Genomic DNA, 19,762 nt, shown 5'->3' on the forward strand with positions numbered 1-19,762 from the left:
TACTCCAAGCGACACCGACCTTTCGGAATGGCGACATGACCTATGTTTATGCCCAGCTTTCCATCGCCTGCTCGAGCGAGATTTCCGGCTCCGAGTCATGCGGCATAAAGTCGTAGAGGGTGTAGCCGCCATTCTTGCTGTGCGCATTTGCATACAGGACAGCCAGAGTGGCCACCCCTCGCTCGATGCGCATTCCCCAATTGAGTGAGCCGCGCTTGTCGCGGTATCTCACCCAGCTGCGGAACTCGGAAAGACTCAGACGCTCTTTGGCTTCCGCGATCGTGGCGCCGATCGAGATCGCGAGCTCGTGCCAGAGCTCGTCGGTGTCGGAGAGCTCGTCGTCTTTCCCAGCTGGTTTACCTGGCCGATCACAGTGAGCAGGGCCATGGAAAGGTTGCCATCCAGCGCGCCGCGCTCAGGGTCAGCTTCTCCGGTGATGTCGCCAACGGTGAAGACCGGATTGCCTGCCTCGTCACAGATGCTGACAGCGATGCGGCCGGCCACACCATCCTGCTTGCCAACGCCCGACATCAGATCGCTTACGGCAGATTGATAGCCCAGCGGCCGGACATACACGGTGGCCGTATGCTCGGCATTACCCTGCATCCAGGTGATTTCCTTCATGACGGGACGGCCCGTGAACGAGCCTTGCTCCATCAGAGATTTGATACTCAGCTGCATGATTGATCCTTACGGAGTGATGGTCTTGCGGATCCAGGCGGAACCGCCCGAACGCTGAATGGTTGCCGAGGTAACCACCACCGCGTTTGCCGCGAAGTCGAACGGGAAGTCGCTGACATAGCCGTCGAACAAAAACCAGGTGCGCGTGGTAGGCAGTTGGAAATCATCACCAGCTACGTTGAGCGTCGGTGGTGCGGTGCCATCAGACCAGCCGACCACCCAACTCACATTGCCGATGTCGTCGTCTTCCGACAGCTGATGCAGGCGCACGTGAGAAGCGTTGCGCGGATCGGCATTCAGCGTCACGGTTGCCTGGCCCGGAGTACGCAAGCCGCGCAAGTACTTGCGAACCTTGTCGCTGAGACAGGTATCTTCAATCTGGTCAGCAGGGTTACCGCCCGGGCTGAACGCTGTCGCGCACTGGATCTCGATTACTTCGAGATCAGTTGGGTCAGCAACAGTTGGCACCAGCGCAAAGATCTGCGTGCCTTGGGTCAAAATCGACATGGCATGTCTCCAAGTTTCGGGAAAAAGAAAGCCCGCACAAGGCGGGCGGGGGTGAATCAGCGCTGGACTATCCAGTCAACGTCGAAGCTGTAGCGGTAGATCTTGGTGGTTGGGTCTTTCGACTCACCGCCCCAGCGCACGATGTTCGCCTTTAGCTCAATCGCGTTACGCAGAGCCTTGGCGATGTCCCGCACGGCCGTACCCGTCGGCGCGTAAACGTCGACCTGCAGCGTGAATCCATCCACATCCGGGCGCCCTGCCAAGTAGTTCTCAGGACTTCCGGTGATCATCTGCCAAACCGCGTATGGCTTGACCGTGTCCTGCGGGGCTTCGCCAAACGGATAAAGCCTGGTCGGGTTCGTGCCGAGCAGCGCGACGACTCCCGCGTCAGCAGCACATACAGCGAAAATGGGTGCAAACATCAACCACCTCCGGAAGCGCGGGCTGCACGCTTGATCGCACGATCAATAGTTTTTTCGTACTCGGTGACGAAAACGTTGGTCGCTTCGCTGATGCTTTCTTCCAACGCTGGACGCATGAACGGATCAGCGGCCATGTACTGGGTGCCGAATTCCAGCAGGCGCCAGTGAGGCGTTGGGGAGTTGGCCGATAATTCACCGCCATCCTTGAGGACCGCGCCGTGTTTAACACCAATGCGAAACCCGAGGTCACCAGTTCGTTTGAACAGCCGACCATTCCATCGCAACACAATGTTGTCCGCGATCGAGCGCCCCGTCTCAGCGTCGTCCAGAAGCATGGCGCGGGCCTTTGCATTCTCTGCAATTACGGCAGCAGCACGGCGCAACGCCGAGCGACCACCTTTTCGCTTCATGTCATAGATGACCGACTCAAGCTTTGCCGTCAGTGAGTCAAGGCCAAGGATGCTGAACTCCACTGTCTCAGCCATCGTTTACCCCCGCTGACACCAACAGGGTCAGATACTCCAAACCTGCCTTCTTGTCCGGCAACGGCTGACCTTGAATGTTGTAGATCGTGCCTCGGTGAAGGATGCGCATCGTTGGCTGTACGCCAGGACGGTATCGGATAACAATTCGGGCGGTGACTTCCGACTGCCCAGCCTGTGCCGCAATCAGGTCTCTCGCACTGAGCGACTCAATTGAAGCAGGGACTTTCTCCCAAGTGGTCTGCCAACCTGCCAGCATCTCCCCGGTTTCGCGATCTTGAACGAGACCTGGCTCCTGAAATGTAATCCGTTGACGCAGAAGACCGGCGCGCATCACACACCCATCCCGATGCGGTACGGCGCCAGCAATGCCTTGGAACTCTGAGGCAACTCGGTTGCAATAGTGCCGGTTACCACTTCTTCCCGATTTGCGAACAGATGGCCAAGCTTCAAAAGGCACGCGGCCTCGATCGCTTTATTGATCACCATCCCACGAGCGTTGCGGGTGGCGGCGGTCAACGCCTCTGAAAAAACAAACTGCGCATCGGCCATCGCCTCACAGCTTTGAAAGCGATCCTCAATTGCGGCTGCAAGAACCATTGACGTGTCGTAAGCAACGCGCGCCTGGTTACGAGCAGCAGGAACAGAAGCGCGGGCCGAGTCCAGAGCAGCCTGATCGACAAAGAACGCGCGATTTAGATAGGCCACCGCAGCCATCTCCGCACCGTCCAGTTGCGACTGCACCAGGTCCTTGTCCTCAGGCTCCGCGAGCAGATGCTTCATGGCGAGTTCGATGTCGATCACGCTCATGGTTATTCGGCCTTTTTCTTGGTATCGGGCTTCGGAGCAGCTTTGTTTTCTGCTTCCGGCGCTTTCTTGTTCTCAGCGTTTTCAGCTTCCTTCACTTCGTAATCCTCGACGAGGCCCAGGCGGTGAAGATCAGCAGCCCGGAATTCATCAGCAGTGATGGTGGAACCTCGCTTGGCATACACATGCCCATTGAGGAACCCTTTTTTGGTTTTCAGTTGAATCTCTGGCATGGCGAATCGAGCCCAGTTACCCGGGCGCGCTCCTGGTCAGTGAGGTGAATGGGCCGAAATTACGGGGTTGGGTCTTCGAATTCGCCGTGCACGAACGATTCCGGACGATAAACCGCCAGAGCCAAACGCTCTTCAGCACGGATGGTCACCATGTTGGTGCGGAAGTTGTCGCCGTCTTCGGTAGAAACCTCGACTGCGGCGTCTTCGCGGTCGAAGACCTGGGCCGCGATGTTCATCGCCCCCACCAGGAACTCACCTTCAGGGACAGCGTTGCTGTCCACCACCGGCAACTTCCACAGGCGCTGGACGCCGCCTTCCTGAACGTTGACCCAGATGTACGAGCCGGTGCTGTCCTTGGTCAGCTCGATATCGGCCCAGTCCACCGGGTTCAGAGCGATGGCGGAGGCGCGGTATTCAGCAACGCGTACTTGCAGAATTGCACGGCGCAGGGTGTCGATCTTGGTGTCGCCAGCCTTGCGCAGCGATTCGTTGAACGCTGTGGCCTGCGGGATCAGGCCCAGAAGGTTTTGGCCGGTGCCGTCGCCGGCGAGAAGTTGCTCTTCTTCTTTGTACTTCAGGCCGTAGATCGCACGGCCGTTGATGTAGCTCTGAAGCAGCGGGATGTCCGACAGGACCTGCTTCGACGCGCGGAACCAGTGAGCGATGGTTTTGACAGTGGTGGTGACTAGGCCAAACGAAAGGTCGGACTGTGCCTTGAGCGCACCCTCACCGGCCTGAGGGGCCGCCATGTTCTGGAAGCCGGTCTCTTGGACGAACTCGACAGCATTGGAAGCCGTACGGCCCGGCATGATGAGGTCGCGGATCGTGAACTGGCGCTCTGGATCGGTAATGATCCCAGCAACGCGGGTCGGCTGGATGCCGACACCAACGCCGCCGGTGCCGGTAGTGGCGCTGGTGATGTTGGTGACCGCTTTCAAATTCAGGCGAGCGATACCTCGCCCTCGGGTGGTCAGCGCCTGGAAGTCTTCCGAGCCAGACAACTGCTCGCCAACAGATTTTTGCTCATTCGGATCATTCGCGGCAAAGCGTCGTGCGAGCTTCTGTTCGATGTCCTGAAAGCGATCCTGCAAGGCCAGGCCATCCTTCACCAAGCCATCCAGAATGGTCTTGGTCTCGGTCAGGATGGTCCCGTGTTCCTTGATTTCCTTGTTCGCTTTTTCGGCGAACGCTTTGATTTCTTGGTCTCGCTGGTCAAGCAGGTCATTGACCGCTTTCAACTGGACTTTATCGTCGGCGTGCTCTTTTCGTTCAAGCTGACGGTTTTCGGCGCGAGCCTGGTTGCTCATGGCGTTATGCATGGTGGTTCCTCAAAACGAAGGGAGTGACAGTGCGGGGCGCGACTTAAGCGCCTCAACGACTTCAATTGCTGCCAGGTCGCCCGCGGACTCGCTCCGGAGCAGGTGCTGCAATCCACGGTTGGCAATCACCGCAGACTGAGTTTTCGAGAAGCCTGCCTCGCGCAGGAGCAGCTCAAATTCAGGAAGCGAAGGTAGGCCGCCATGGGCCAGCTTCGACTTGATGGTGTCGGTGCGGGCTTCGTCGTTGGCCGGTACCGTCACAATGGAAATTTCGACCAGGTCGAGCTTGGTCAGGGTCCGGATCCTGGTCTTCTCGTCGAAGCTGGATTCCCGAACGTAGTAGCCAATTGAAAGCCCGGTGATGGAACGGGACTTCATGCCTCGCATGGCGATGCGCGCATACGGCGCGTCAGCCAGCCAGAGTTCGCCATCACCGAACAGACCCTTGGCATCCTCCTTCAAGGTGTCCATTGACCAAGAGCCAATGGGCTCGGCAGTGCGGTGCTGCCACAGAACCGGCAGCGACCGGCCCTTCGCCTTCAGATCGGCGATGGATTCCAGAAAAGCGCCCGGAGCGACGACCTCGTTGTAGCTGTCTATGACGCCAAACACGGAACCGTAGCCAGAAAAAAGGCCGTCATCGCTGACAGCCTTCACGTCGTAGTCGAATGAGCGGTACTTCACCGCCACCGATTGGTCTTTTCGGTTCATTCAGAATTACCTTTGGGCTTGTCGTTGAGCCAATCAATCAGGGCTGAGCGCGCCTGCTGCGCATCACCGGCATTACCGCCGAGCTTGTCGATCGGCAGCATGTTTGACTGAACTGTGAGCTGAGCGGCGTTGCCGCCTTTCGGTGCGAGGTTCTCTTTGATCCGGCACTCGTCGCGGGTGTAGATACCGTTCTGGGTCATCGAGCTGTAGAACGACGCGCGGGCCGCACTATCAGCACGGAGCAGACCTTCTACGTTGAACTTGGCGTAGAAGCGGCGGCGTTCATCAGGGCGAAGCAGGCGGCGATTGATGCTTTGCTCGATCCGCTTCATCCAGGGCAGCAGCGTGAAGCTCAGGAACCCGAGCATTTGCTGCTCCATGCCCGTACCCCAGCTGGTGCTGTTCGACGTGTGACCGACCATCCAAGGCGGAACACGAAACCACCGGCAAATCTCTTCAACGTTGAAGGCCCGGGTTTGAAGCATTTGGGCATCCTCAGGAGTCATGGACACCTGCTGATATTTCATCCCGGCTTCCAGCACCATCGTCTTGCCGGTGTTCACCGCGCCAGCGAACTTGGCCGCCATGTCCTCGCGAATGTCCTCGCGTTGGGCCTTGTTCAGAATCTGATCGGTGGAAAGCACGCCGCCGAGTTTCATCCCATTGGCGAACATCTTGCTGGCCGACTCATCGGCTGCCATCGCGGCGCCTAACACATTCCGACCCAGAGCAATCGGGCTCAATCCGCACACAGGGTCCGTTCCGAAGCCCCGCGTGTGCATCATCTGCTCGTCAAGCAGGGTGTGATATTTCCCTTCGCTGTCGATGAACCGGTATTCAATCGCGCCGCTGGTTGTGCGCCGGGGAGGTGAAACTGCCTGCGGCAGGATAAACTCCAGCGACGATAAATCGCGTCCCACCAGGTGGGGTTCATTGAAGCTGTTGCCGCTGAGCAGCAGGCTGGCAACCACGCATTCCCAGAACTCGACAGGTGTTTGGTCTGCGTTCGGTTGCTGGCTGATTACCCTGTGTACAGGGTGCGAGGTGGCCACCTCTGGCACACCGTTCTTGTCTTCATAAAGCGCGATCGGAAGCGTGGCCAAGGTCTCAGCGATGAGTCGAACGCAGGCCCACACCGTCGAAAGCTGAAGCGCTGTCTGCTGGCTCACCGTTTTGCCTGACGCGGAATCGGTACCATAAAAACCGTTCCAAAACGCCGCATCACCCAGGCCTATGCGCCGGCCCACCCAGCCAGCCAACGACGATTTGACCAGCCCAGGCTCTGCCGATTTAAACAGTGCCTGACGCAACACTGACTTGAGAGGTTTATTCACCGGTCAGCCCCTTGCGAATGAATCCAGCGGCGGCCAAAAAAGATGCCGCGCCTGCGATCAGGGACCATCCGAGACCAGCCAGGACAAATACGCCGGCGACAAACAGGCACAGCGCGGCCACGGCCGACACGATGAAGAGGATCAGGCCTGTATCCATGGGTGAGTTATCCAACAATGATTGGTTTCGAAAAGAAGTCGCTGATGTTGCCGCTGTTGTCGTTGACCAGAATTAGCGCCCTGCCGATAGCCATGATCAGCGCGACGGCGCCGTCGATCTTGTTGTCGTCGCCCTGCTTGATGGGCCGCACGACATCGTCGTTGCCGGGCATGTTTTTACCGATCACATTGGCGATGCACCAGGTCATGATCGGATTGCCGTCATGATGGAACCGGCCGGCGGTTATGGCCGCCTCGAGCTCCTTCATCGGATCTGACATGTTGGTATAGTTCTGCGTGATCGTGATCGGATTGAAACCCTCGTCGTCAAGGTCGTGGCTCAACCCCGTGGCGCCGTGCGGGTCAATCGGGCACTCGCGAACTGGTGCCTGGTGGTTTGCTTCCTTGGTGTCTTCGAAAATCTCCCGGTAATCGATCTCGGCACCTTCAGTTATCTCCAGATGTTTGGAGTTAATCCAGGCCTGGAACCGTTCTGACATGCGCTTGTTGTCACTGTCATACGCGGTGTCATAGGGCACCCAGAACTTCGGCGCGACACTGTAGTAGTGGGTTTTCCCATCGATCATGCGCCAGAACAGCCGCGCTCTTGAGTTCATGTCAAGCTTGCGCGCCAAGTCGAATCCGGCGATCCACTCCTGACCCTCGAACTGTTCCAGGGTCAGCGTGGTGTCCTCGCACGATTTCCAGTCTTCCATGTTGAAGAAGCCGGACTTGGCGCTCACCCACAGGTTCAAGTGCTTCGTTTTGAATGTGTTGGTGAACCTGGCCGAGCGAATCGCCCGGGCCTGCTGGCTTTCCAGGTACTCCTGAAATACTGAGACCCCGTGGTTCGGGTTGGCCTTGGCCAACATCTTCGGATCTGTCCAGTCGTCACCTTCATCGAGCGTCCAGATCCAGCCGAACAATTCCTCGTCGGGCACGGTGCCCTCGAGCATCTCGATCACCTGACGGCGCTTGTCGTAGCAAGGGCCCTCGATGTCGGCACCGGCGGTGGTGATGATAAACATCAACGGCTGACGCCGGGCGCCCATACCGGTCAGCATGGTGTCGTACTGAGCTGAGGTTGGGTGCTCGTGATATTCATCGACTATCGCGCAACTCGGTGACGCGCCGTCGCCCGGGTTACCTATCAGCGGCTCGAAGCGGCTGAAGTCGGACGGGATGTTCATGTTCGAGGCATTGACCTCGATGCCAGCCGCCTGAATGAGGTGAGGCGACTTGCTGACCATCAGCTTCGCCGGGCGGAAAACCTCCCACGCCTGTTTCTCGGTGGTCGCGCCGGAATAGACCTCGGCGCCGAACTCACCGTCGGCAACGAACATGCTGATGCCCACACCGCCCGCGACCACGGACTTACCGTTCTTGCGCGGCACTTCCCAGTAGCTTTCGCGGAACCGGCGGTGCCCGCCCTTCTTCTTGACCCAACCAAAGGTGACGGCGAGGCCGAACAACTGCCACGGTTCCAAGGTGATGAGCTGACGTTTAAAGGCCCACTCACCTTTTGTGTGCGGCAGCAATTGGATCAGCTTTAACTTTTTCTCGGCTTTGACCGGGTCGAACTTGAAACGAAAGCCGCGTTTGCGACTTGCGGCCAGGTCGTCGAAGTGACGCTGCACTGCCTGATGGATGTAGCGGCACGCGGGCACCTTCCCGCGCAAAACGGAACGCCCCCAAGCCATTGCCTTATCGACATTGGCGTGCAGGGCTTTAGTCATCAGGAACTCAGTAGTTTGGCGAATTCGTTGGTGGACGATTGTTTGTTGCCGCCGATGATCCGCGTCCGGCTGGCCGGATCGAGGCCCAGCAGTGAGCCGAAGGTGACCAACTGGCGCATGGACTCATTCGCCGCGGTGAGTGCGGGGTTCTTCATCGGGCTGCCCTGGGACGACTCGACAACGATTCCGAACTTCTGGACCGCTTCTTCGGACATCCGCCACTTGTCATAGGCGGTGCAGAACGCTTCGACGTTGTGCAGATCAGTCAGCGCGACAACTTTTTCCCGGAGTAATTCAGGGATAATCATCTTCCACATGGTGGCTGCGCGCTCGCTCAACCACTCCGGCGGATCAATATTTGTGACGGTGGTGAACTGAGGCTCATCGTTGTTCAGCGCCCGCTTTCCGGGGTTCCCAGCAAGTTTCTTCTGAGCCGTCGGCTTGGGTTTGCGACCACGGCCGGCGACCGTGGCGGTGCCTCCCATCGCGCAACTCCTGATTTTTTAATTTCGCGGGCGTAAGAAAACGATTGAGGGCGCGGTCTAGAAGCGAAAAGGTCCAGACTTTCGACCCTCCCCCTCCCCGTGAGCGCGAATCGCTCTCATTTGGTCGAATTTCACTGTTTTTTCGGGGTTTTTCTGCTTTCAGCGCCTCGCATTGCCGAATCCGCCGTCCTCCGCGGCCGTCTTGGCCGAGTGGCACGGTCCGCACAGGCTCTGCCAGTTGGTCTTGTCCCAGAACAGGGCCATATCGCTCTTGTGCGGGATGATGTGGTCGACATCGGTGGCCACCACCACCAAGCCACGAGCCGAGCAGTGACGACACAGTGGGTACTTGGCAAGAAAGCCAGCACGGGCCTGCTGCCACTTGTAGTTGTAGTGGCGTTTGGTGCTGCTCTCTCTGGGCTTGGCCCTGGCCGCGCTCTTCAGTAGATGAGCATGATCGTCACAGTAGCGTGGGTTGCGCGTGAGCGTGTTGCATCCCTGGGCATTGCACGGCTTCTGCGGCCTCAGCGGCATGGCGTGCCATCCATGTAGGTGAGGGGCTGTGCATCAGAGTCTTCACGCTCGTCCTCGGCCATCGCTTGGATCAGCAGGGTCTGCTGCTCTGCCATCCGTTCGAGGATCGCTGTCTGCTTCTTCTGTTCGCTCAGTATCTCGGCGAGATAGGAGATCGCTTGCCCGCTCATACGCAACTGCACTCCACTTCTTAATCCATTCACGCCGGGCAGCGCATCCAGTGCACGCCATCACTAGCCCCTACTTGGTCAGCTTCGGTTGCAGCACAACCCGGGCAATCATCACCAGGAGGCCCAGCACGCCATAGGCAATCGGCGGCAACACTGCCTGAAGCGATGGCATCAGTTGCTCAGCCACGCCAAGGGCAGCGACTGCACCACCAGCCTGAACGCTGGTCATGCTCAGCGCTTGTTTCCAGTTGTCGATCAGTTTCATGGGTCACTCCTGCCGCTTGGGTAATTTGAAGTCAGTGAATCGGTCGGCCAGGTCGGCCACCTTCTTCACCCCCAGAGTGCCGATAACTGCGCCGAGGGCTGCCGCCAGACTTGATGGAAGGTTGAAGTATTCGAGCAGCGGGAACGCACCAGCCGTGATGGCGCCGCACAGGCAGGACTCGAGCAGGGCCTGCCGCCGTCCTCCACCGCCGTAAATGACGCGGAGGAAGGCAATCCAGCACGACAGCGCCGCGGCATAGAACATCGGGGCATGCTGGCTAAGCCAGGCCATGACGATGAGCCAGGTGTCTGGTTTGTCGGGCATGTTCGGCATCTCGGATTCCTCCCTCTTGGGGAGTGAAGTAGATTCGGCTCCAACAGCACGCCCAGCTCGGTGCGATGGGTGTGGTGGAGCCGAAAACGAAAAAGCCCCGCACGATGGCGGGGCTCAGAATGCAAAAAGCCCAGCGAATTAGGCTGGGCTTTTCTGACTGAATTATTGCTTAAGCAGGCTGATAAGCAGCTACAACGCGACGAACCTTGCCTGCATCCTTAGCGGCTTTATAAGCAACCAATGCGGCGTTCAAACGCTCTACTTTGCTTGCTTGAACGGTGTCTTTCGCTTCAGAAGATCGCATATCCGGATCCCTCGAGTACTGGATGAACGTTGTAACCCAATTGCGCTTCATACTTTTTCAGCATGCGGCCGTAGTATGAACCAAGCTTCGGCCTATCTTCAAGCGCTACTGCGACGAAACCACGTACATCTCGCGTTCTTCGCAATAACCATTGCGATTGCAGAAGCCCTTTGCCAACACCCATCGCTTGTTTATAGCTCAGTGGGCCAAGGTCCGGCCAGCTTTTCGGAGTTGTGTAGTCGGGTGCGCCAGCGTCGAAATCACGACGTAACGCGAATTTAATCTCGTAGCAACCTTCGGGAAAGCTACGGCCTAGCTCCCTTTCCACCTGGTCCTGTTGCGCGAATAAGCCCGCGGACAACGGCAGATACCACACACCATACTCGTAATGATCTACAAGGAACGTATGCAGAATGGCGTGTTGTCCTTCATCGATCAGCAAAGGAATCTCTTCGTATTCGTCCAGCAAGCGTACTTCAACCACCCATTCGCCTCTTCTTTCCATATGGAGGCGATACGCCTACGAAACAAAGCCCGACACTGTGGCCGGGCTTTTGGTGTCTTCTCTCATAACGCGCAAGATCGACATGATGGGGTTAATTTACGGCCAATTGGCCATCATGGTCAAGCGGCGTCTACGAAGATTTCTTCCAGATCGAAAATCTCGGTGGCTCGGATCACAGCTCCTTCTTCCAACTGCTCCAGGCGCTTGTGGATGCCTCCACGCCAATTACGGCGAGTGCGCTCTGGCGAGCCGGCCAAATCCCAGGTGTTCATGTCGTAGAACTCGGCGGGCAGCACGATCATGTCGGTGGAACGCTTCCCGGTCTGGACCCCCTTCAGCTTCGGAATGGCCCAGGCAGTGAGCGCCTTATAAATGAACAGCTCCGGCGCCGGTGAGACCATGCGAGATACCAGTCGGCCAATGGCGGCAACCTTGTTGGCTTTGTGCGTCGAGTACTTTGCGACCAGCACGTCCCACTGAGCTGGCTCGAGCTGACGGTGCAGGAGCGCATACAGGCAGCAGTCATAATCGAACTTGTCGCGCACTGAGAGCGAACTGCCGGTACCGCCCGAGCGAAGATCAGCATCGATCAGCTTCTGCCAGGACTGCTTCGTGCTGTTGTCGATGTTGTCGGCGGCCAGTACCCGGACCAGAGTGCTCATCACGTCTTTATAGATGCTCATGACTCAATCCCCTTTGTAAGTCGAACGGCCGGCGCCGCGGCTATTGCTCTGCTGGTATTCATCACCGATGCAGCGTGTTGGGTTCTTGTCGACCAACTGACTGCGCTCCCGACGAACCAACCGACCAAGCTGGACCACCAAGTCTTCAATCAACAGCGGCTCCATGGTCTGGGCATGAACGAAGCCGGATGAATGACAGCCGATACAGTCGAGTTCATGAAACACCCCCTTGATTACCCCCTTCCCGGCGCATGACGGGCACTCGGTCATCGGTATCAAACTGCGCACCAGGGCGGGTCCATGCTGCTTTTTGATCATTTTTAAACCTCGCCTATGGTTGATTCTTGAATGGCCTTGCAGGCCTTATGATCTATGGCTTCCAGCGCATTACCGGAATCTTCAAATCTAAAGCCGGTCAATCCGTGAATGACTGCAAACCCTTTCTGATCTAGATGCGCGTGCCACTGCTCCAGCGCATCACGCTTGCGAGCCATGACGTCGGACTGGATGTACACCTTCACGTTGTGGCCCATGGCGTGGTTGATCAGCAGCTCGCCAATCAGATGATCGATGCCGAGGTCTGCCCAGCCAGTGCGGGCCACCTTGCGCAAGTCGTGGCTGGTCCACTCACCGTTGCCCAACCGACGGAACACGGCGCAGCCCTGGGCTTCACCGAGCGCCTTGCCATTGCGCGCCGGGAACAGGAATTGGCCGTCATAGCCTCGGGCGTACTGACCGTCGCGGTACTTGATCAGCAGCGTGCAGATTTGCTCGGTCAGTGGCAGGTGATGCTCGACACCGGTCTTGGTGTGCTCGGCCGGAATGAACCACTCGCGCTCGGCCAGGCTGATGTGCGCCCAGCGCGCCATGCGGGTTTCGCCGATCCGCGTGCCGTGGCACAGCATCATCAGGGCCAGCATCGAATCCAGCGGCGCAGCAGGCATGACCTCAGCCAATTGCGCCAGCAGGCCTTCCAGTTGAACGCCACGCAGGCGGGACGGCTTGATCCCGACCTTCGCTTTGGAGAAGTCGTTGAACTTGATTGCCGCCATTGGGTTGGCCATGATCAGGCCCAACTTGAAGGCCTGACGGAAAGCCAGGGCCAGCAGCTGGAACACCGAGCGCACGTAGTCGATGGAAATGCTTTCCTGCAACGGCCACATGAGCTGGTTGTCCAGCGTGGCCTTGTCGAGACTGATCAGCGGCAGGTCGCCAAGGCGCGGCGTCAGGTGGCACTTGATCATCGAAGCGCCGGTCTTCTTGCGCTTGGCCGACAGGTTGCGGTCACGCGACATGCGATCGGCGTACCAGTCCAGCAGCTCGCCTACGGTGTCCCACTTCGAAAGGCTCGCACCTTCGCCGGCCGCCAGCCGCAAGCGGATCGAAGGCAGCGCCGCGACCACCTGCGTGTGAAAGAGCTCAGGGTATTTCCCGATAGGGTTCCATTTGCCCTTGAGCACCAGGAACCACGAACCGCCGTTACGGGCCTTGTTGAATCGCAGGTACAGGCCCTTGTTCTCGAGGTCGCGCAGGTCCTGCACAGTGCCGGCGGCCTGCCGTTTGATTTCGGCCTGGGTGATCTTCACGGCGGCGGTACTCATTCGGCCACCGCGATTGGCTCAACGATCGGGTAATCACGGATGTGCACGCGCACTTCGCCGCCTGGTAACGGGTCACCAACGTTGATGGTGGTCACGAAGTTCTTGTCGTCGATGCCCAACCCGTCGGCAATGCCGTCGCGGCCAGCCTTGAAGCGCGCCAACAGGTTGTCGTCGTCATAGGCCCGGCGGTTCGGCGGGCAGAACGTCACCCAGAAGTATTTTTTCCCGGTCAGGTGCGGTGCGTTGAGTGCAAGCGCAATCAGTCCGCAAGTGCGTCGGTAGGCCTTCGCGTGCCTGTGTTTTTGTTTCCAGTGCACGCGGGCGTTCGGACTCAATTCCTTCGGCGGCCACGGCAGCGTCATGTCGATCATGCAGCCCCCTTCACGGTGAGAATGCCGGCCCGGATCAGGGCCTCATGTGTTTCAGCGATAGCGCGCGGCATGTCGTGCCAATCAACTTCGCCGGCAGCGCGGCCGTCGATGACGTCATGGCAGCCGCTGCACGCGTACACCGCGACAGTGTCGAAGCCCTTCATGCCCATGCCTTTTTGCCCGCACGGCAGATGCGCAAGCACAGTTGTTTCTGGGTTGTGATTGCAGGTGTCCGGAATCCGGACGGTGCAGTCCTGGCCGTTGGCCGAAGCACGGAGTTTCTTCGAGGTCACTCGCATACCGGCTTCCCCGTGACGACATCAACGACCTCGAATGTTCCCGGCCACATCCACGCGCCATAACGCTTGGCCATGGCCGCATCGACGAACAGCGCCAAGGCATGGTCCGGCGTGGAACTCAGGTCGACCTTGAACGAGCAGCAGAACACCGCGAAGCGATAGGTATCGATCTCGGGTACAGCCAAGCGGCGATCAGACACGATCCGCCCTCCCCGCACGCATGGCGCGCAAGTTGGACAGGGCGGCATTGCCCACTTCGGGATTGCGCTCTGGTTTTGGCGCAGAAAGCTCGGCGGCGGGTATTGCTCCGAGAGGCTCGCCTTTCCAAATCTTCCGGCACTGCGCCTGGTAGTGACGCTCGAAGCTCGCCAGCCCCAATTCGCGCGAAAGAAGCGGAAGGCTGTGAAAACCTGCGGCGGCTGTAGCGTGGTACACCGCGGCGTGCATCCACTTTGCCGACGCACGCATTGCTGGGTGGCAATTTCGCAGGCCTTGGGCGTATGCCTTTTCGACACTCGGCAAGCCCAGCCCCTCTGGCGCAAAGCACCAGCTCACGAAGACTCCAGGTGCGGGAACGAATGCGGATTTGCTCGCGCTCAAAACCCTCACGCCGTGGTCGATTTGCTCCATTCGATTGATGCCCGAACGCATGAACTCGCCCAGCCACTCCAGCTTCGATGCGTTCATCACAGCCTCGGTCGGCCAAGATTGACGCCAGGCACCGCAGGCCCCGCGAAGCCGCAGGAACAAGTCGTCGATGACAGTCTTGGTCGACGGGTCAACCTCAGCCACGACTGGGTCGGCAGGCGGCAGGTAGGCAGGATCTGTGCGACGTGTAGCGATGAGATCACGTGCGGACTTCATACTCGAACTCCCTTGGCTGTCCAGTCTTCGGTTGCGTCTGTTCCGTTTTCGACTTCACCGGCTTTCACGGCGCGCTCACGCTTCACCCATCCGATCAGTTTGAAACACCACCCTGCCCCACTGTCGACAACGCCAGACTTGGCCACGAAGAAGCCCTTGAAACCAGCCAGCAGCTCGGTAGTCACCGAGTCATCAGGCAAGCCGGCAATCGCGAGCTGATCTGACATAGCTTTCTCGTTCGGCACCCAGGTGGCGAACATGGCGAAGCGTTGGCGCTCATCCTGCGATTGGATGGCGGCGAAATTTTGTTCGGCCAGAACTTCGTCAATCTCGCGCTGCTGCTCTTCGGTTACTTGATGGTTAATTGATGTATTGGGTGCAACCGCTGCACCCCGTTCTGTCTCAGGCTGCACCCCGTTCTGTTGTGAGTTGCACCCCGTTGTGTCATCTGCACCCCGTTTTGCACGGGGTGCAGGATTTGCACCCCGCGATAGTTGAAGGTCGTAAACAACTGGGCGGCGGTCATGGCGATCAATGTGTACGGCGGCAATGGCCTGATTACCCTTCTGGATGAGCCCGACCTTCTCCAAATCGTCCAGCTTGTAGCGCACGGTGCGCTCGGACAGGCCGGTGTCCTGAGCCAGAGTCGAGGCTGATGGAAAGGCGCCAGCGCCGTTCGAACCGGCGTAGTTGGCCAGACACAACAGCACGTGACGCGCACTGGAGTCTTTCAGGGATTCGGTAGGCAGAGAGAGCGCCCAGGACATTGCTTGAACACTCACAGCGTGATTCCTTGAAGTTGTTCCGCGAGCGTGACGATGCCCGAGCGGGTCACCATCACCTGCTCGACGACCTTGATGTCTTGCCCTTCCCCGCCGCCGACCTTGACCAGCTTGTGCTTGAGCCAGCCGGTGTTCAGGCGCGGCTGATACGCAACCCAGCTTGAGTGAGTGGTGCGGCGATGAATCCAGCGGTTCTGGTTCAGCCAGGCAAAAAGCTTGGTGGGGCGAACGCCGAGAATCTGTGCAGCGGTGGTGATGCAGACGTCGCCTTGGGTTTTGGCCAGGCGATGCAGCGCTTCGACCTTTGGCGCCTGTTTGTCGATGACTTGTTGGAGTTGAAGATTCTGTTCAGCCTGCAGGGCGGCAAACCGTAGTGCTTCGGGAAGAGTTTTCGGGATCGTGACAACCTGTCGCGACACGTTTTCGAGTTCTTGCAAACGTGTCACGACACGATAGCGAAGCGGTGCGCTGTATCCGGCAAGCAAGGTAATGACCAGATCCTGGCCAAGCACATACTCGGTTTGCTGACGGTTCAAGCTGTCCAGATAGATGCGTCCAGAAGTGGACGCATCAAACCCGAGGTCGCCGAGCATGCGTTTGATGTCGCGGCCGACATGTTGGTGCTGCTTCCCGGTAAGCTCGGCAATCTCCCGGCTCGACATGGTGACCGTATTGCTTGGAGCGACGATCGTGTTCATAATGGTCCCTCAAGTGTTTAGCGTTTTTAAAGAGCCGGGTTGCAGCCCGGCTTTTTTGTGTCTGCGATTCAGGTGATTACTTTTCCGAAGACGCGACCAATCCCGCCGACTGAGCTACCGCCCTCAGCGTTCAATGTCCCCACACGTCCTGATGTCTTGCCGTCCATTTCCTTTCCCCTAATGGTCTTCCTGGTGCGAACGGATTAAGTGCCGACTACGCGTTCCTTGCTCACCGGCCCCCGCCGGTACTGTTTCATTTCGGTCGCGCGCCTACTGCTCAGGCGACCTTGACCGACTGCTCCATCACATCCAGGCTTTGCCGGACATGCCCTAACTCTTTACGGATCGCCGCTTTCTCGAGCGGTGAAACGTGGTTGTCATCCAGGGCTTCGTGCACTGCGATGGTCAGATCCGCGACCTCTTTGCCAACGTTGATCAGCGATGCAGTCAGCGCCTTCGGCTCCGGCGCTACCTTGGCGACCAACTCAAAACCGAACTGATCAGCCAGGGTCATCAGAGGGCGCATGTCACCGGTATGCAGCAAAATCCCGAACAGATGCTCGATGGTGAGGTGGTGGGCGTCGTTATCTGGGTTCGCACGTTGCAACAGGCTCACGTGCGGGACGCCCATCTGGCCGGCCAGCACCTTCGCTTCGTTGTCTAGGACCGCGCTTTGGCAGGCCCTTAAAAACTCGTCCATTCGTAAATCCTCGTTTTTGTTTCAGTGGCTGCGTGCCATCACGAATCGCAAACTGTTTCTCGTGGGGGTTAAGCGGATTTTTTGAGCTGAACCTGGCACGGGAAAGGCCGGATCTCTTCTGCCGCAAAGGAGCCGTCAGCGTGCTCTGTAACGTAGATATCGCGGCCAACACGCAACGCTTTGTTGAGCGCGCCTTGGCTCATGCCGAGTAGCGACGCGGCTTTGGTTTGGCCCTTCTCGGCGGCAAATTGACTGAGTGTGATTCGGGGCATGTCTTAGCCCTCCGTATTGACTTCAGGCAAAGATTATATCCACGGGATATTTTTATCAAGCCCATTGGAAATAGCAAAATATTCCCAATGGCAATAGGATTGACGGATGAATACCGAAAACACTGACCGGCGCCCGCTGGAGGACTGGGAAAAGGCTGAGTGCTTTGCACTCAAGGACGCGCTTGCGCGATACAACGCATCCGTCTCCAGGGCTGAAAAATTCACCCAAGACAGGCTTGCTGCCGAACTCGGCATGGCTCAGGGGAACTTGAACGGACACCTGAATGGGAGGCGTCCACTCAACAAGGAGATGGCCGCCAAGATTTATGCGCTGACTGGCATACCGCCGAAGGCTTACAGCGAAAGGCTCGCGAAAGAGATAACGGCCTTCGCTGCTTCCGTCTTTCCTGAGTCCTTGAAGCCTGAACCAGAGGCCAAGTCTCAGTGGGTCAGGGCGACAGATTCCCTGCTGCTAGAGATTACATCTGCCATATCGGTAATCGCCGCCCACGCATCAGCCCAAAGCCTTACGAAGCACCAGGTGGATACGCTACTCAAGCTTCGAGACGACATAGTCCACATGCGCGTTGAGCCAGGTACCGACATGTCTAAGCACATGTCTGGACTAATCGGAGCTGCCTTCAAGACCGCTGAAACCGACGAAAATCCCGACGACCTACTCTCTATGATCAAACATGGAGCCGATAAAGAACATCTGAAGGAACAGAGCAGTAATGTCCGTGCAAGACCCAAAAAGTCGAGTTCCAAGTCAGATTGATTTAGGCCTGTTCCTGACCGGCAAACGGGTATCAGACCCAGCTGTTTGCGGCCAGCACCCCCTCTTCTACGGGACTGTGCAAATCAAAGGCAGAGAGCGCCTGAACGCATACGTGAAGATGCTCCCTGCTCGCCTGATTTATGCTGAAGTGCTCAGTTCTCTGCTGGGACAGTCCCTGGGTCTTCCTGTGCCGGTTACAATCCCTGTATGGGCCAAGGGTCAAACTGTCGGTACCGCCTCAGAATTCGAGCTGTGTGTCGCCAGTCTTGATTGCGGCGCGACCCCGATATCTCGCATAGCCCGGCTAGACGATGTGAATGACCTCCTGAACAAATGGGGTCATGCCCGGATGGCGATTGTTTTTGACGAGTTGATCGCCAACGGCGATAGAAATCTCAGAAATATCCTAATGGGGGCTGATGGTAAGATTTGGCTCATTGACCATGAAGAGGCTCTACGTCACCCTTTGGTAAGGGCGCATGAAAAAATCCAGAACTACCTCTTGGCGCGCCTGTCTGAAGACCTCAGCAACTTCGAGATTCGTCGGACCCATCAGCGCCTTAAGGATGAAGCATTCGCTCTGGGTGGAATCGGTATCGGCGCTCACGCAGAAGCTGCATTGCCTGGCCCGTGCAAGGTATCTGCCGGCCACGTAGAAGCTATAATACAGTTCCTGGAAGACAGGATCAGCCACGTGCCTAAGCTCCTCGAAAGCGGCTTAGGCCTTCGTCAAGCTCACTTAGACCTATCCAATGAACGCCCACGCGCCTGAAATCGACGGGATACCAGATTTTCCAAACTGCGAAGCGCAGTGGGCCCCCGTTTATCTTGAGCCTGTCGTTGAGTCTGGCGAGCGGATCACCATTGGGGTGGTGGCGGCAGCTGGCGGCGAAGTCGCGGGCGCGCTGACCATCACTGACAAGGCTATCCAGTGCCTATACGGAGATGCTTCTGTAGGGATGAAGACAACGATGGAGCTGGCTCTAAAAAAGGCCATGCACTACGCGAAAGGGGGCTTCATAAAAGGCTTCTCTTCCGGGATCCACGGTGTGATTTTGGGGGAAGCGCGCGAAGGGATTGGTTACGACTTAGAGGATATAATTTCTCAAGGGGCCGACCTTTGCTCAAGCTTGAGCCATATACACGCGGATGAGTCCAGGTCGGTTCACGACCGATCTTCGTACTGGAAGCGAGTTCAAAAGGCCATGGAGCGGGTGGACAAAACCCTAATGCCACACTTCAACCGAATGGTGGACGTCACTATCAGGGGGTCAGGCATATCCTTACAGTGTGACTATTTCTCATCACGGATAGCGGTCAACGTTTGCAGCATATCGCCCAACTATCGACTCGGATCCCTCTTCGAGACCGCTACAGCTAAAGTCTTCCGCTTGGAGCAACTGAAGAGCCATGACGCCATGATCGCTCACGATCATAGAGCCGCCATGATGCTGGTGGTCCCGTATGACTCTACGGTCGAAATTGCAAAGCCCTCCGCCAAGAAGAGCTACAACGAGCGAATCCTGATGCTTCAGGATATGGCGGAGAAAAAAGACTTTGATCTTGTGATCGTTCACTCCGCCTTCGACGGCGCCAAAGAAATACAGCGCCTGGAACGATCCGCCGCGTAGCCGCCCCGCCTCACCCGTCTCGATCTCCAATCCCTAAGCCCGCCTAACGCGGGCTTTTTTGCGCCTTGGAAATTATTTATATCCATTAGAGTTGACCAA

The 19,762-nt window shown here is 57.8% G+C and carries 34 protein-coding genes; 3 read left to right on the top strand and 31 right to left on the bottom strand.

The window, feature by feature from the left end:
- Positions 1–46: 46 nt before the first annotated feature.
- The 31 genes from KGB20_RS29010 to KGB20_RS04475 form a co-directional block, all read right to left on the bottom strand.
- Positions 47–175: a hypothetical protein gene (locus KGB20_RS29010; protein WP_263293054.1), complete on the bottom strand. Its 129-nt coding sequence runs from the start codon at positions 173–175 to the stop codon at positions 47–49.
- Between the two features lie 80 nt (positions 176–255).
- A complete protein-coding gene (locus tag KGB20_RS04335) occupies positions 256–681 on the bottom strand; it encodes a phage tail assembly chaperone family protein, TAC (protein ID WP_223532054.1) in 426 nt (141 codons plus the stop codon).
- A 9-nt stretch (positions 682–690) separates the two neighbouring features.
- The gene (locus KGB20_RS04340) at positions 691–1,188 is read right to left on the bottom strand and encodes a phage tail tube protein (RefSeq protein ID WP_223532056.1); all 498 of its coding nucleotides are present in this window, start codon (positions 1,186–1,188) and stop codon (positions 691–693) included.
- A gap of 56 nt (positions 1,189–1,244) precedes the next feature.
- Positions 1,245–1,610, bottom strand: coding sequence for a DUF3168 domain-containing protein (locus KGB20_RS04345; RefSeq protein WP_223532058.1), 366 nt, complete (start codon positions 1,608–1,610; stop codon positions 1,245–1,247).
- The gene (locus tag KGB20_RS04350) at positions 1,610–2,095 is read right to left on the bottom strand and encodes an HK97-gp10 family putative phage morphogenesis protein (RefSeq protein ID WP_223532059.1); all 486 of its coding nucleotides are present in this window, start codon (positions 2,093–2,095) and stop codon (positions 1,610–1,612) included. The genes KGB20_RS04345 and KGB20_RS04350 overlap by 1 nt, the downstream gene beginning before the upstream one ends.
- Positions 2,088–2,426: a phage head closure protein gene (locus KGB20_RS04355; RefSeq protein ID WP_223532061.1), complete on the bottom strand. Its 339-nt coding sequence runs from the start codon at positions 2,424–2,426 to the stop codon at positions 2,088–2,090. Before KGB20_RS04355 ends, KGB20_RS04350 begins: the two co-directional genes overlap by 8 nt.
- Complete coding sequence (locus KGB20_RS04360; protein ID WP_223532063.1) at positions 2,426–2,902, bottom strand: head-tail connector protein; 477 nt, start codon at positions 2,900–2,902, stop codon at positions 2,426–2,428. The genes KGB20_RS04355 and KGB20_RS04360 overlap by 1 nt, the downstream gene beginning before the upstream one ends.
- Before the next feature lie 2 nt (positions 2,903–2,904).
- A complete protein-coding gene (locus KGB20_RS04365; RefSeq protein WP_223532065.1) occupies positions 2,905–3,132 on the bottom strand; it encodes a hypothetical protein in 228 nt (75 codons plus the stop codon).
- Positions 3,133–3,191: 59 nt separating this feature from the next.
- A complete protein-coding gene (locus KGB20_RS04370; protein ID WP_223532067.1) occupies positions 3,192–4,451 on the bottom strand; it encodes a phage major capsid protein in 1,260 nt (419 codons plus the stop codon).
- 9 nt (positions 4,452–4,460) lie between these two features.
- On the bottom strand, positions 4,461–5,162 hold the full coding sequence (locus KGB20_RS04375) for an HK97 family phage prohead protease (protein WP_223532069.1): 702 nt from the start codon (positions 5,160–5,162) through the stop codon (positions 4,461–4,463).
- A complete protein-coding gene (locus tag KGB20_RS04380; RefSeq protein WP_223532071.1) occupies positions 5,159–6,496 on the bottom strand; it encodes a phage portal protein in 1,338 nt (445 codons plus the stop codon). Before KGB20_RS04380 ends, KGB20_RS04375 begins: the two co-directional genes overlap by 4 nt.
- Positions 6,489–6,653, bottom strand: coding sequence for a hypothetical protein (locus tag KGB20_RS04385; RefSeq protein ID WP_223532073.1), 165 nt, complete (start codon positions 6,651–6,653; stop codon positions 6,489–6,491). Before KGB20_RS04385 ends, KGB20_RS04380 begins: the two co-directional genes overlap by 8 nt.
- A 7-nt stretch (positions 6,654–6,660) precedes the next feature.
- Positions 6,661–8,388 carry a terminase large subunit gene (locus KGB20_RS04390; protein ID WP_223532075.1) on the bottom strand — a complete coding sequence of 576 codons (1,728 nt, stop codon included), beginning with the start codon at positions 8,386–8,388 and terminating at the stop codon, positions 6,661–6,663.
- A complete protein-coding gene (locus tag KGB20_RS04395) occupies positions 8,388–8,873 on the bottom strand; it encodes a phage terminase small subunit P27 family (protein WP_223532077.1) in 486 nt (161 codons plus the stop codon). Before KGB20_RS04395 ends, KGB20_RS04390 begins: the two co-directional genes overlap by 1 nt.
- Before the next feature lie 159 nt (positions 8,874–9,032).
- Positions 9,033–9,407, bottom strand: coding sequence for an HNH endonuclease (locus KGB20_RS04400; RefSeq protein WP_223532079.1), 375 nt, complete (start codon positions 9,405–9,407; stop codon positions 9,033–9,035).
- Entirely contained in the window at positions 9,398–9,577 is a 180-nt protein-coding gene (locus KGB20_RS04405) for a YebO family protein (RefSeq protein ID WP_223532081.1), read from the bottom strand. Before KGB20_RS04405 ends, KGB20_RS04400 begins: the two co-directional genes overlap by 10 nt.
- Before the next feature lie 70 nt (positions 9,578–9,647).
- Positions 9,648–9,842 (bottom strand): hypothetical protein, encoded by a 195-nt coding sequence (locus KGB20_RS04410; protein ID WP_223532083.1) that lies wholly within the window; start codon positions 9,840–9,842, stop codon positions 9,648–9,650.
- A gap of 3 nt (positions 9,843–9,845) precedes the next feature.
- On the bottom strand, positions 9,846–10,175 hold the full coding sequence (locus KGB20_RS04415) for a phage holin, lambda family (protein ID WP_223532085.1): 330 nt from the start codon (positions 10,173–10,175) through the stop codon (positions 9,846–9,848).
- Positions 10,176–10,344: 169 nt separating this feature from the next.
- Positions 10,345–10,479 carry a hypothetical protein gene (locus KGB20_RS29015; RefSeq protein WP_263293050.1) on the bottom strand — a complete coding sequence of 45 codons (135 nt, stop codon included), beginning with the start codon at positions 10,477–10,479 and terminating at the stop codon, positions 10,345–10,347.
- Entirely contained in the window at positions 10,466–10,963 is a 498-nt protein-coding gene (locus tag KGB20_RS04420) for a hypothetical protein (RefSeq protein ID WP_223532087.1), read from the bottom strand. Before KGB20_RS04420 ends, KGB20_RS29015 begins: the two co-directional genes overlap by 14 nt.
- Positions 10,964–11,103: 140 nt before the next feature.
- Positions 11,104–11,667, bottom strand: coding sequence for a hypothetical protein (locus tag KGB20_RS04425; protein ID WP_223532089.1), 564 nt, complete (start codon positions 11,665–11,667; stop codon positions 11,104–11,106).
- 3 nt (positions 11,668–11,670) lie between these two features.
- Positions 11,671–11,985 (bottom strand): hypothetical protein, encoded by a 315-nt coding sequence (locus KGB20_RS04430; protein ID WP_223532090.1) that lies wholly within the window; start codon positions 11,983–11,985, stop codon positions 11,671–11,673.
- A 2-nt stretch (positions 11,986–11,987) separates the two neighbouring features.
- Positions 11,988–13,268: a tyrosine-type recombinase/integrase gene (locus KGB20_RS04435; RefSeq protein ID WP_223532092.1), complete on the bottom strand. Its 1,281-nt coding sequence runs from the start codon at positions 13,266–13,268 to the stop codon at positions 11,988–11,990.
- A complete protein-coding gene (locus tag KGB20_RS04440; RefSeq protein ID WP_223532094.1) occupies positions 13,265–13,639 on the bottom strand; it encodes an endodeoxyribonuclease RusA in 375 nt (124 codons plus the stop codon). Before KGB20_RS04440 ends, KGB20_RS04435 begins: the two co-directional genes overlap by 4 nt.
- Positions 13,636–13,938: a nuclease domain-containing protein gene (locus tag KGB20_RS04445; RefSeq protein ID WP_223532096.1), complete on the bottom strand. Its 303-nt coding sequence runs from the start codon at positions 13,936–13,938 to the stop codon at positions 13,636–13,638. The genes KGB20_RS04440 and KGB20_RS04445 overlap by 4 nt, the downstream gene beginning before the upstream one ends.
- Positions 13,929–14,138, bottom strand: coding sequence for a hypothetical protein (locus tag KGB20_RS04450; protein ID WP_223532098.1), 210 nt, complete (start codon positions 14,136–14,138; stop codon positions 13,929–13,931). Before KGB20_RS04450 ends, KGB20_RS04445 begins: the two co-directional genes overlap by 10 nt.
- Entirely contained in the window at positions 14,131–14,802 is a 672-nt protein-coding gene (locus KGB20_RS04455; protein ID WP_223532100.1) for a replication protein P, read from the bottom strand. The genes KGB20_RS04450 and KGB20_RS04455 overlap by 8 nt, the downstream gene beginning before the upstream one ends.
- Positions 14,799–15,569, bottom strand: coding sequence for a helix-turn-helix domain-containing protein (locus KGB20_RS04460; RefSeq protein WP_223532133.1), 771 nt, complete (start codon positions 15,567–15,569; stop codon positions 14,799–14,801). Before KGB20_RS04460 ends, KGB20_RS04455 begins: the two co-directional genes overlap by 4 nt.
- An 11-nt stretch (positions 15,570–15,580) precedes the next feature.
- Positions 15,581–16,282, bottom strand: coding sequence for a phage antirepressor KilAC domain-containing protein (locus KGB20_RS04465; RefSeq protein WP_223532101.1), 702 nt, complete (start codon positions 16,280–16,282; stop codon positions 15,581–15,583).
- A 277-nt stretch (positions 16,283–16,559) separates the two neighbouring features.
- Positions 16,560–16,982: a phage regulatory CII family protein gene (locus KGB20_RS04470; RefSeq protein ID WP_223532103.1), complete on the bottom strand. Its 423-nt coding sequence runs from the start codon at positions 16,980–16,982 to the stop codon at positions 16,560–16,562.
- 68 nt (positions 16,983–17,050) lie between these two features.
- Complete coding sequence (locus KGB20_RS04475; RefSeq protein ID WP_223532105.1) at positions 17,051–17,254, bottom strand: Cro/CI family transcriptional regulator; 204 nt, start codon at positions 17,252–17,254, stop codon at positions 17,051–17,053.
- A gap of 106 nt (positions 17,255–17,360) precedes the next feature.
- Here KGB20_RS04475 and KGB20_RS04480 point away from each other — a divergent pair, with 106 nt between their 5' ends.
- From KGB20_RS04480 to KGB20_RS04490, 3 genes are read left to right on the top strand one after another with little or no spacing between them, the layout of a single operon-like run.
- A complete protein-coding gene (locus tag KGB20_RS04480; protein ID WP_223532107.1) occupies positions 17,361–18,032 on the top strand; it encodes a hypothetical protein in 672 nt (223 codons plus the stop codon).
- Positions 17,989–18,804: a hypothetical protein gene (locus tag KGB20_RS04485; protein WP_223532109.1), complete on the top strand. Its 816-nt coding sequence runs from the start codon at positions 17,989–17,991 to the stop codon at positions 18,802–18,804. Before KGB20_RS04480 ends, KGB20_RS04485 begins: the two co-directional genes overlap by 44 nt.
- The gene (locus tag KGB20_RS04490) at positions 18,785–19,663 is read left to right on the top strand and encodes a hypothetical protein (protein WP_223532110.1); all 879 of its coding nucleotides are present in this window, start codon (positions 18,785–18,787) and stop codon (positions 19,661–19,663) included. Before KGB20_RS04485 ends, KGB20_RS04490 begins: the two co-directional genes overlap by 20 nt.
- Positions 19,664–19,762 lie beyond the last annotated feature (99 nt).

The organism is Pseudomonas sp. BF-R-30, from assembly GCF_019956175.1.
GTDB classification, from domain to species: domain Bacteria; phylum Pseudomonadota; class Gammaproteobacteria; order Pseudomonadales; family Pseudomonadaceae; genus Aquipseudomonas; species Aquipseudomonas jessenii.

What these genes read in the sequence shown, in the direction of transcription:
- KGB20_RS04335 (WP_223532054.1), bottom strand. Translation starts at nt 681, where the DNA reads ATGCAGCTGAGTATCAAATCTCTGATGGAGCAAGGCTCGTTCACGGGC.
- KGB20_RS04340 (WP_223532056.1), bottom strand. Translation starts at nt 1,188, where the DNA reads ATGTCGATTTTGACCCAAGGCACGCAGATCTTTGCGCTGGTGCCAACT.
- KGB20_RS04345 (WP_223532058.1), bottom strand. Translation starts at nt 1,610, where the DNA reads ATGTTTGCACCCATTTTCGCTGTATGTGCTGCTGACGCGGGAGTCGTC.
- KGB20_RS04350 (WP_223532059.1), bottom strand. Translation starts at nt 2,095, where the DNA reads ATGGCTGAGACAGTGGAGTTCAGCATCCTTGGCCTTGACTCACTGACG.
- KGB20_RS04355 (WP_223532061.1), bottom strand. Translation starts at nt 2,426, where the DNA reads ATGCGCGCCGGTCTTCTGCGTCAACGGATTACATTTCAGGAGCCAGGT.
- KGB20_RS04360 (WP_223532063.1), bottom strand. Translation starts at nt 2,902, where the DNA reads ATGAGCGTGATCGACATCGAACTCGCCATGAAGCATCTGCTCGCGGAG.
- KGB20_RS04365 (WP_223532065.1), bottom strand. Translation starts at nt 3,132, where the DNA reads ATGCCAGAGATTCAACTGAAAACCAAAAAAGGGTTCCTCAATGGGCAT.
- KGB20_RS04370 (WP_223532067.1), bottom strand. Translation starts at nt 4,451, where the DNA reads ATGCATAACGCCATGAGCAACCAGGCTCGCGCCGAAAACCGTCAGCTT.
- KGB20_RS04375 (WP_223532069.1), bottom strand. Translation starts at nt 5,162, where the DNA reads ATGAACCGAAAAGACCAATCGGTGGCGGTGAAGTACCGCTCATTCGAC.
- KGB20_RS04385 (WP_223532073.1), bottom strand. Translation starts at nt 6,653, where the DNA reads ATGGATACAGGCCTGATCCTCTTCATCGTGTCGGCCGTGGCCGCGCTG.
- KGB20_RS04390 (WP_223532075.1), bottom strand. Translation starts at nt 8,388, where the DNA reads ATGACTAAAGCCCTGCACGCCAATGTCGATAAGGCAATGGCTTGGGGG.
- KGB20_RS04395 (WP_223532077.1), bottom strand. Translation starts at nt 8,873, where the DNA reads ATGGGAGGCACCGCCACGGTCGCCGGCCGTGGTCGCAAACCCAAGCCG.
- KGB20_RS04400 (WP_223532079.1), bottom strand. Translation starts at nt 9,407, where the DNA reads ATGCCGCTGAGGCCGCAGAAGCCGTGCAATGCCCAGGGATGCAACACG.
- KGB20_RS04405 (WP_223532081.1), bottom strand. Translation starts at nt 9,577, where the DNA reads ATGAGCGGGCAAGCGATCTCCTATCTCGCCGAGATACTGAGCGAACAG.
- KGB20_RS04410 (WP_223532083.1), bottom strand. Translation starts at nt 9,842, where the DNA reads ATGAAACTGATCGACAACTGGAAACAAGCGCTGAGCATGACCAGCGTT.
- KGB20_RS04415 (WP_223532085.1), bottom strand. Translation starts at nt 10,175, where the DNA reads ATGCCGAACATGCCCGACAAACCAGACACCTGGCTCATCGTCATGGCC.
- KGB20_RS29015 (WP_263293050.1), bottom strand. Translation starts at nt 10,479, where the DNA reads ATGCGATCTTCTGAAGCGAAAGACACCGTTCAAGCAAGCAAAGTAGAG.
- KGB20_RS04425 (WP_223532089.1), bottom strand. Translation starts at nt 11,667, where the DNA reads ATGAGCATCTATAAAGACGTGATGAGCACTCTGGTCCGGGTACTGGCC.
- KGB20_RS04430 (WP_223532090.1), bottom strand. Translation starts at nt 11,985, where the DNA reads ATGATCAAAAAGCAGCATGGACCCGCCCTGGTGCGCAGTTTGATACCG.
- KGB20_RS04435 (WP_223532092.1), bottom strand. Translation starts at nt 13,268, where the DNA reads ATGAGTACCGCCGCCGTGAAGATCACCCAGGCCGAAATCAAACGGCAG.
- KGB20_RS04440 (WP_223532094.1), bottom strand. Translation starts at nt 13,639, where the DNA reads ATGATCGACATGACGCTGCCGTGGCCGCCGAAGGAATTGAGTCCGAAC.
- KGB20_RS04445 (WP_223532096.1), bottom strand. Translation starts at nt 13,938, where the DNA reads ATGCGAGTGACCTCGAAGAAACTCCGTGCTTCGGCCAACGGCCAGGAC.
- KGB20_RS04455 (WP_223532100.1), bottom strand. Translation starts at nt 14,802, where the DNA reads ATGAAGTCCGCACGTGATCTCATCGCTACACGTCGCACAGATCCTGCC.
- KGB20_RS04460 (WP_223532133.1), bottom strand. Translation starts at nt 15,569, where the DNA reads ATGTCCTGGGCGCTCTCTCTGCCTACCGAATCCCTGAAAGACTCCAGT.
- KGB20_RS04465 (WP_223532101.1), bottom strand. Translation starts at nt 16,282, where the DNA reads ATGAACACGATCGTCGCTCCAAGCAATACGGTCACCATGTCGAGCCGG.
- KGB20_RS04470 (WP_223532103.1), bottom strand. Translation starts at nt 16,982, where the DNA reads ATGGACGAGTTTTTAAGGGCCTGCCAAAGCGCGGTCCTAGACAACGAA.
- KGB20_RS04475 (WP_223532105.1), bottom strand. Translation starts at nt 17,254, where the DNA reads ATGCCCCGAATCACACTCAGTCAATTTGCCGCCGAGAAGGGCCAAACC.
- KGB20_RS04480 (WP_223532107.1), top strand. Translation starts at nt 17,361, where the DNA reads ATGAATACCGAAAACACTGACCGGCGCCCGCTGGAGGACTGGGAAAAG.
- KGB20_RS04485 (WP_223532109.1), top strand. Translation starts at nt 17,989, where the DNA reads ATGTCCGTGCAAGACCCAAAAAGTCGAGTTCCAAGTCAGATTGATTTA.
- KGB20_RS04490 (WP_223532110.1), top strand. Translation starts at nt 18,785, where the DNA reads ATGAACGCCCACGCGCCTGAAATCGACGGGATACCAGATTTTCCAAAC.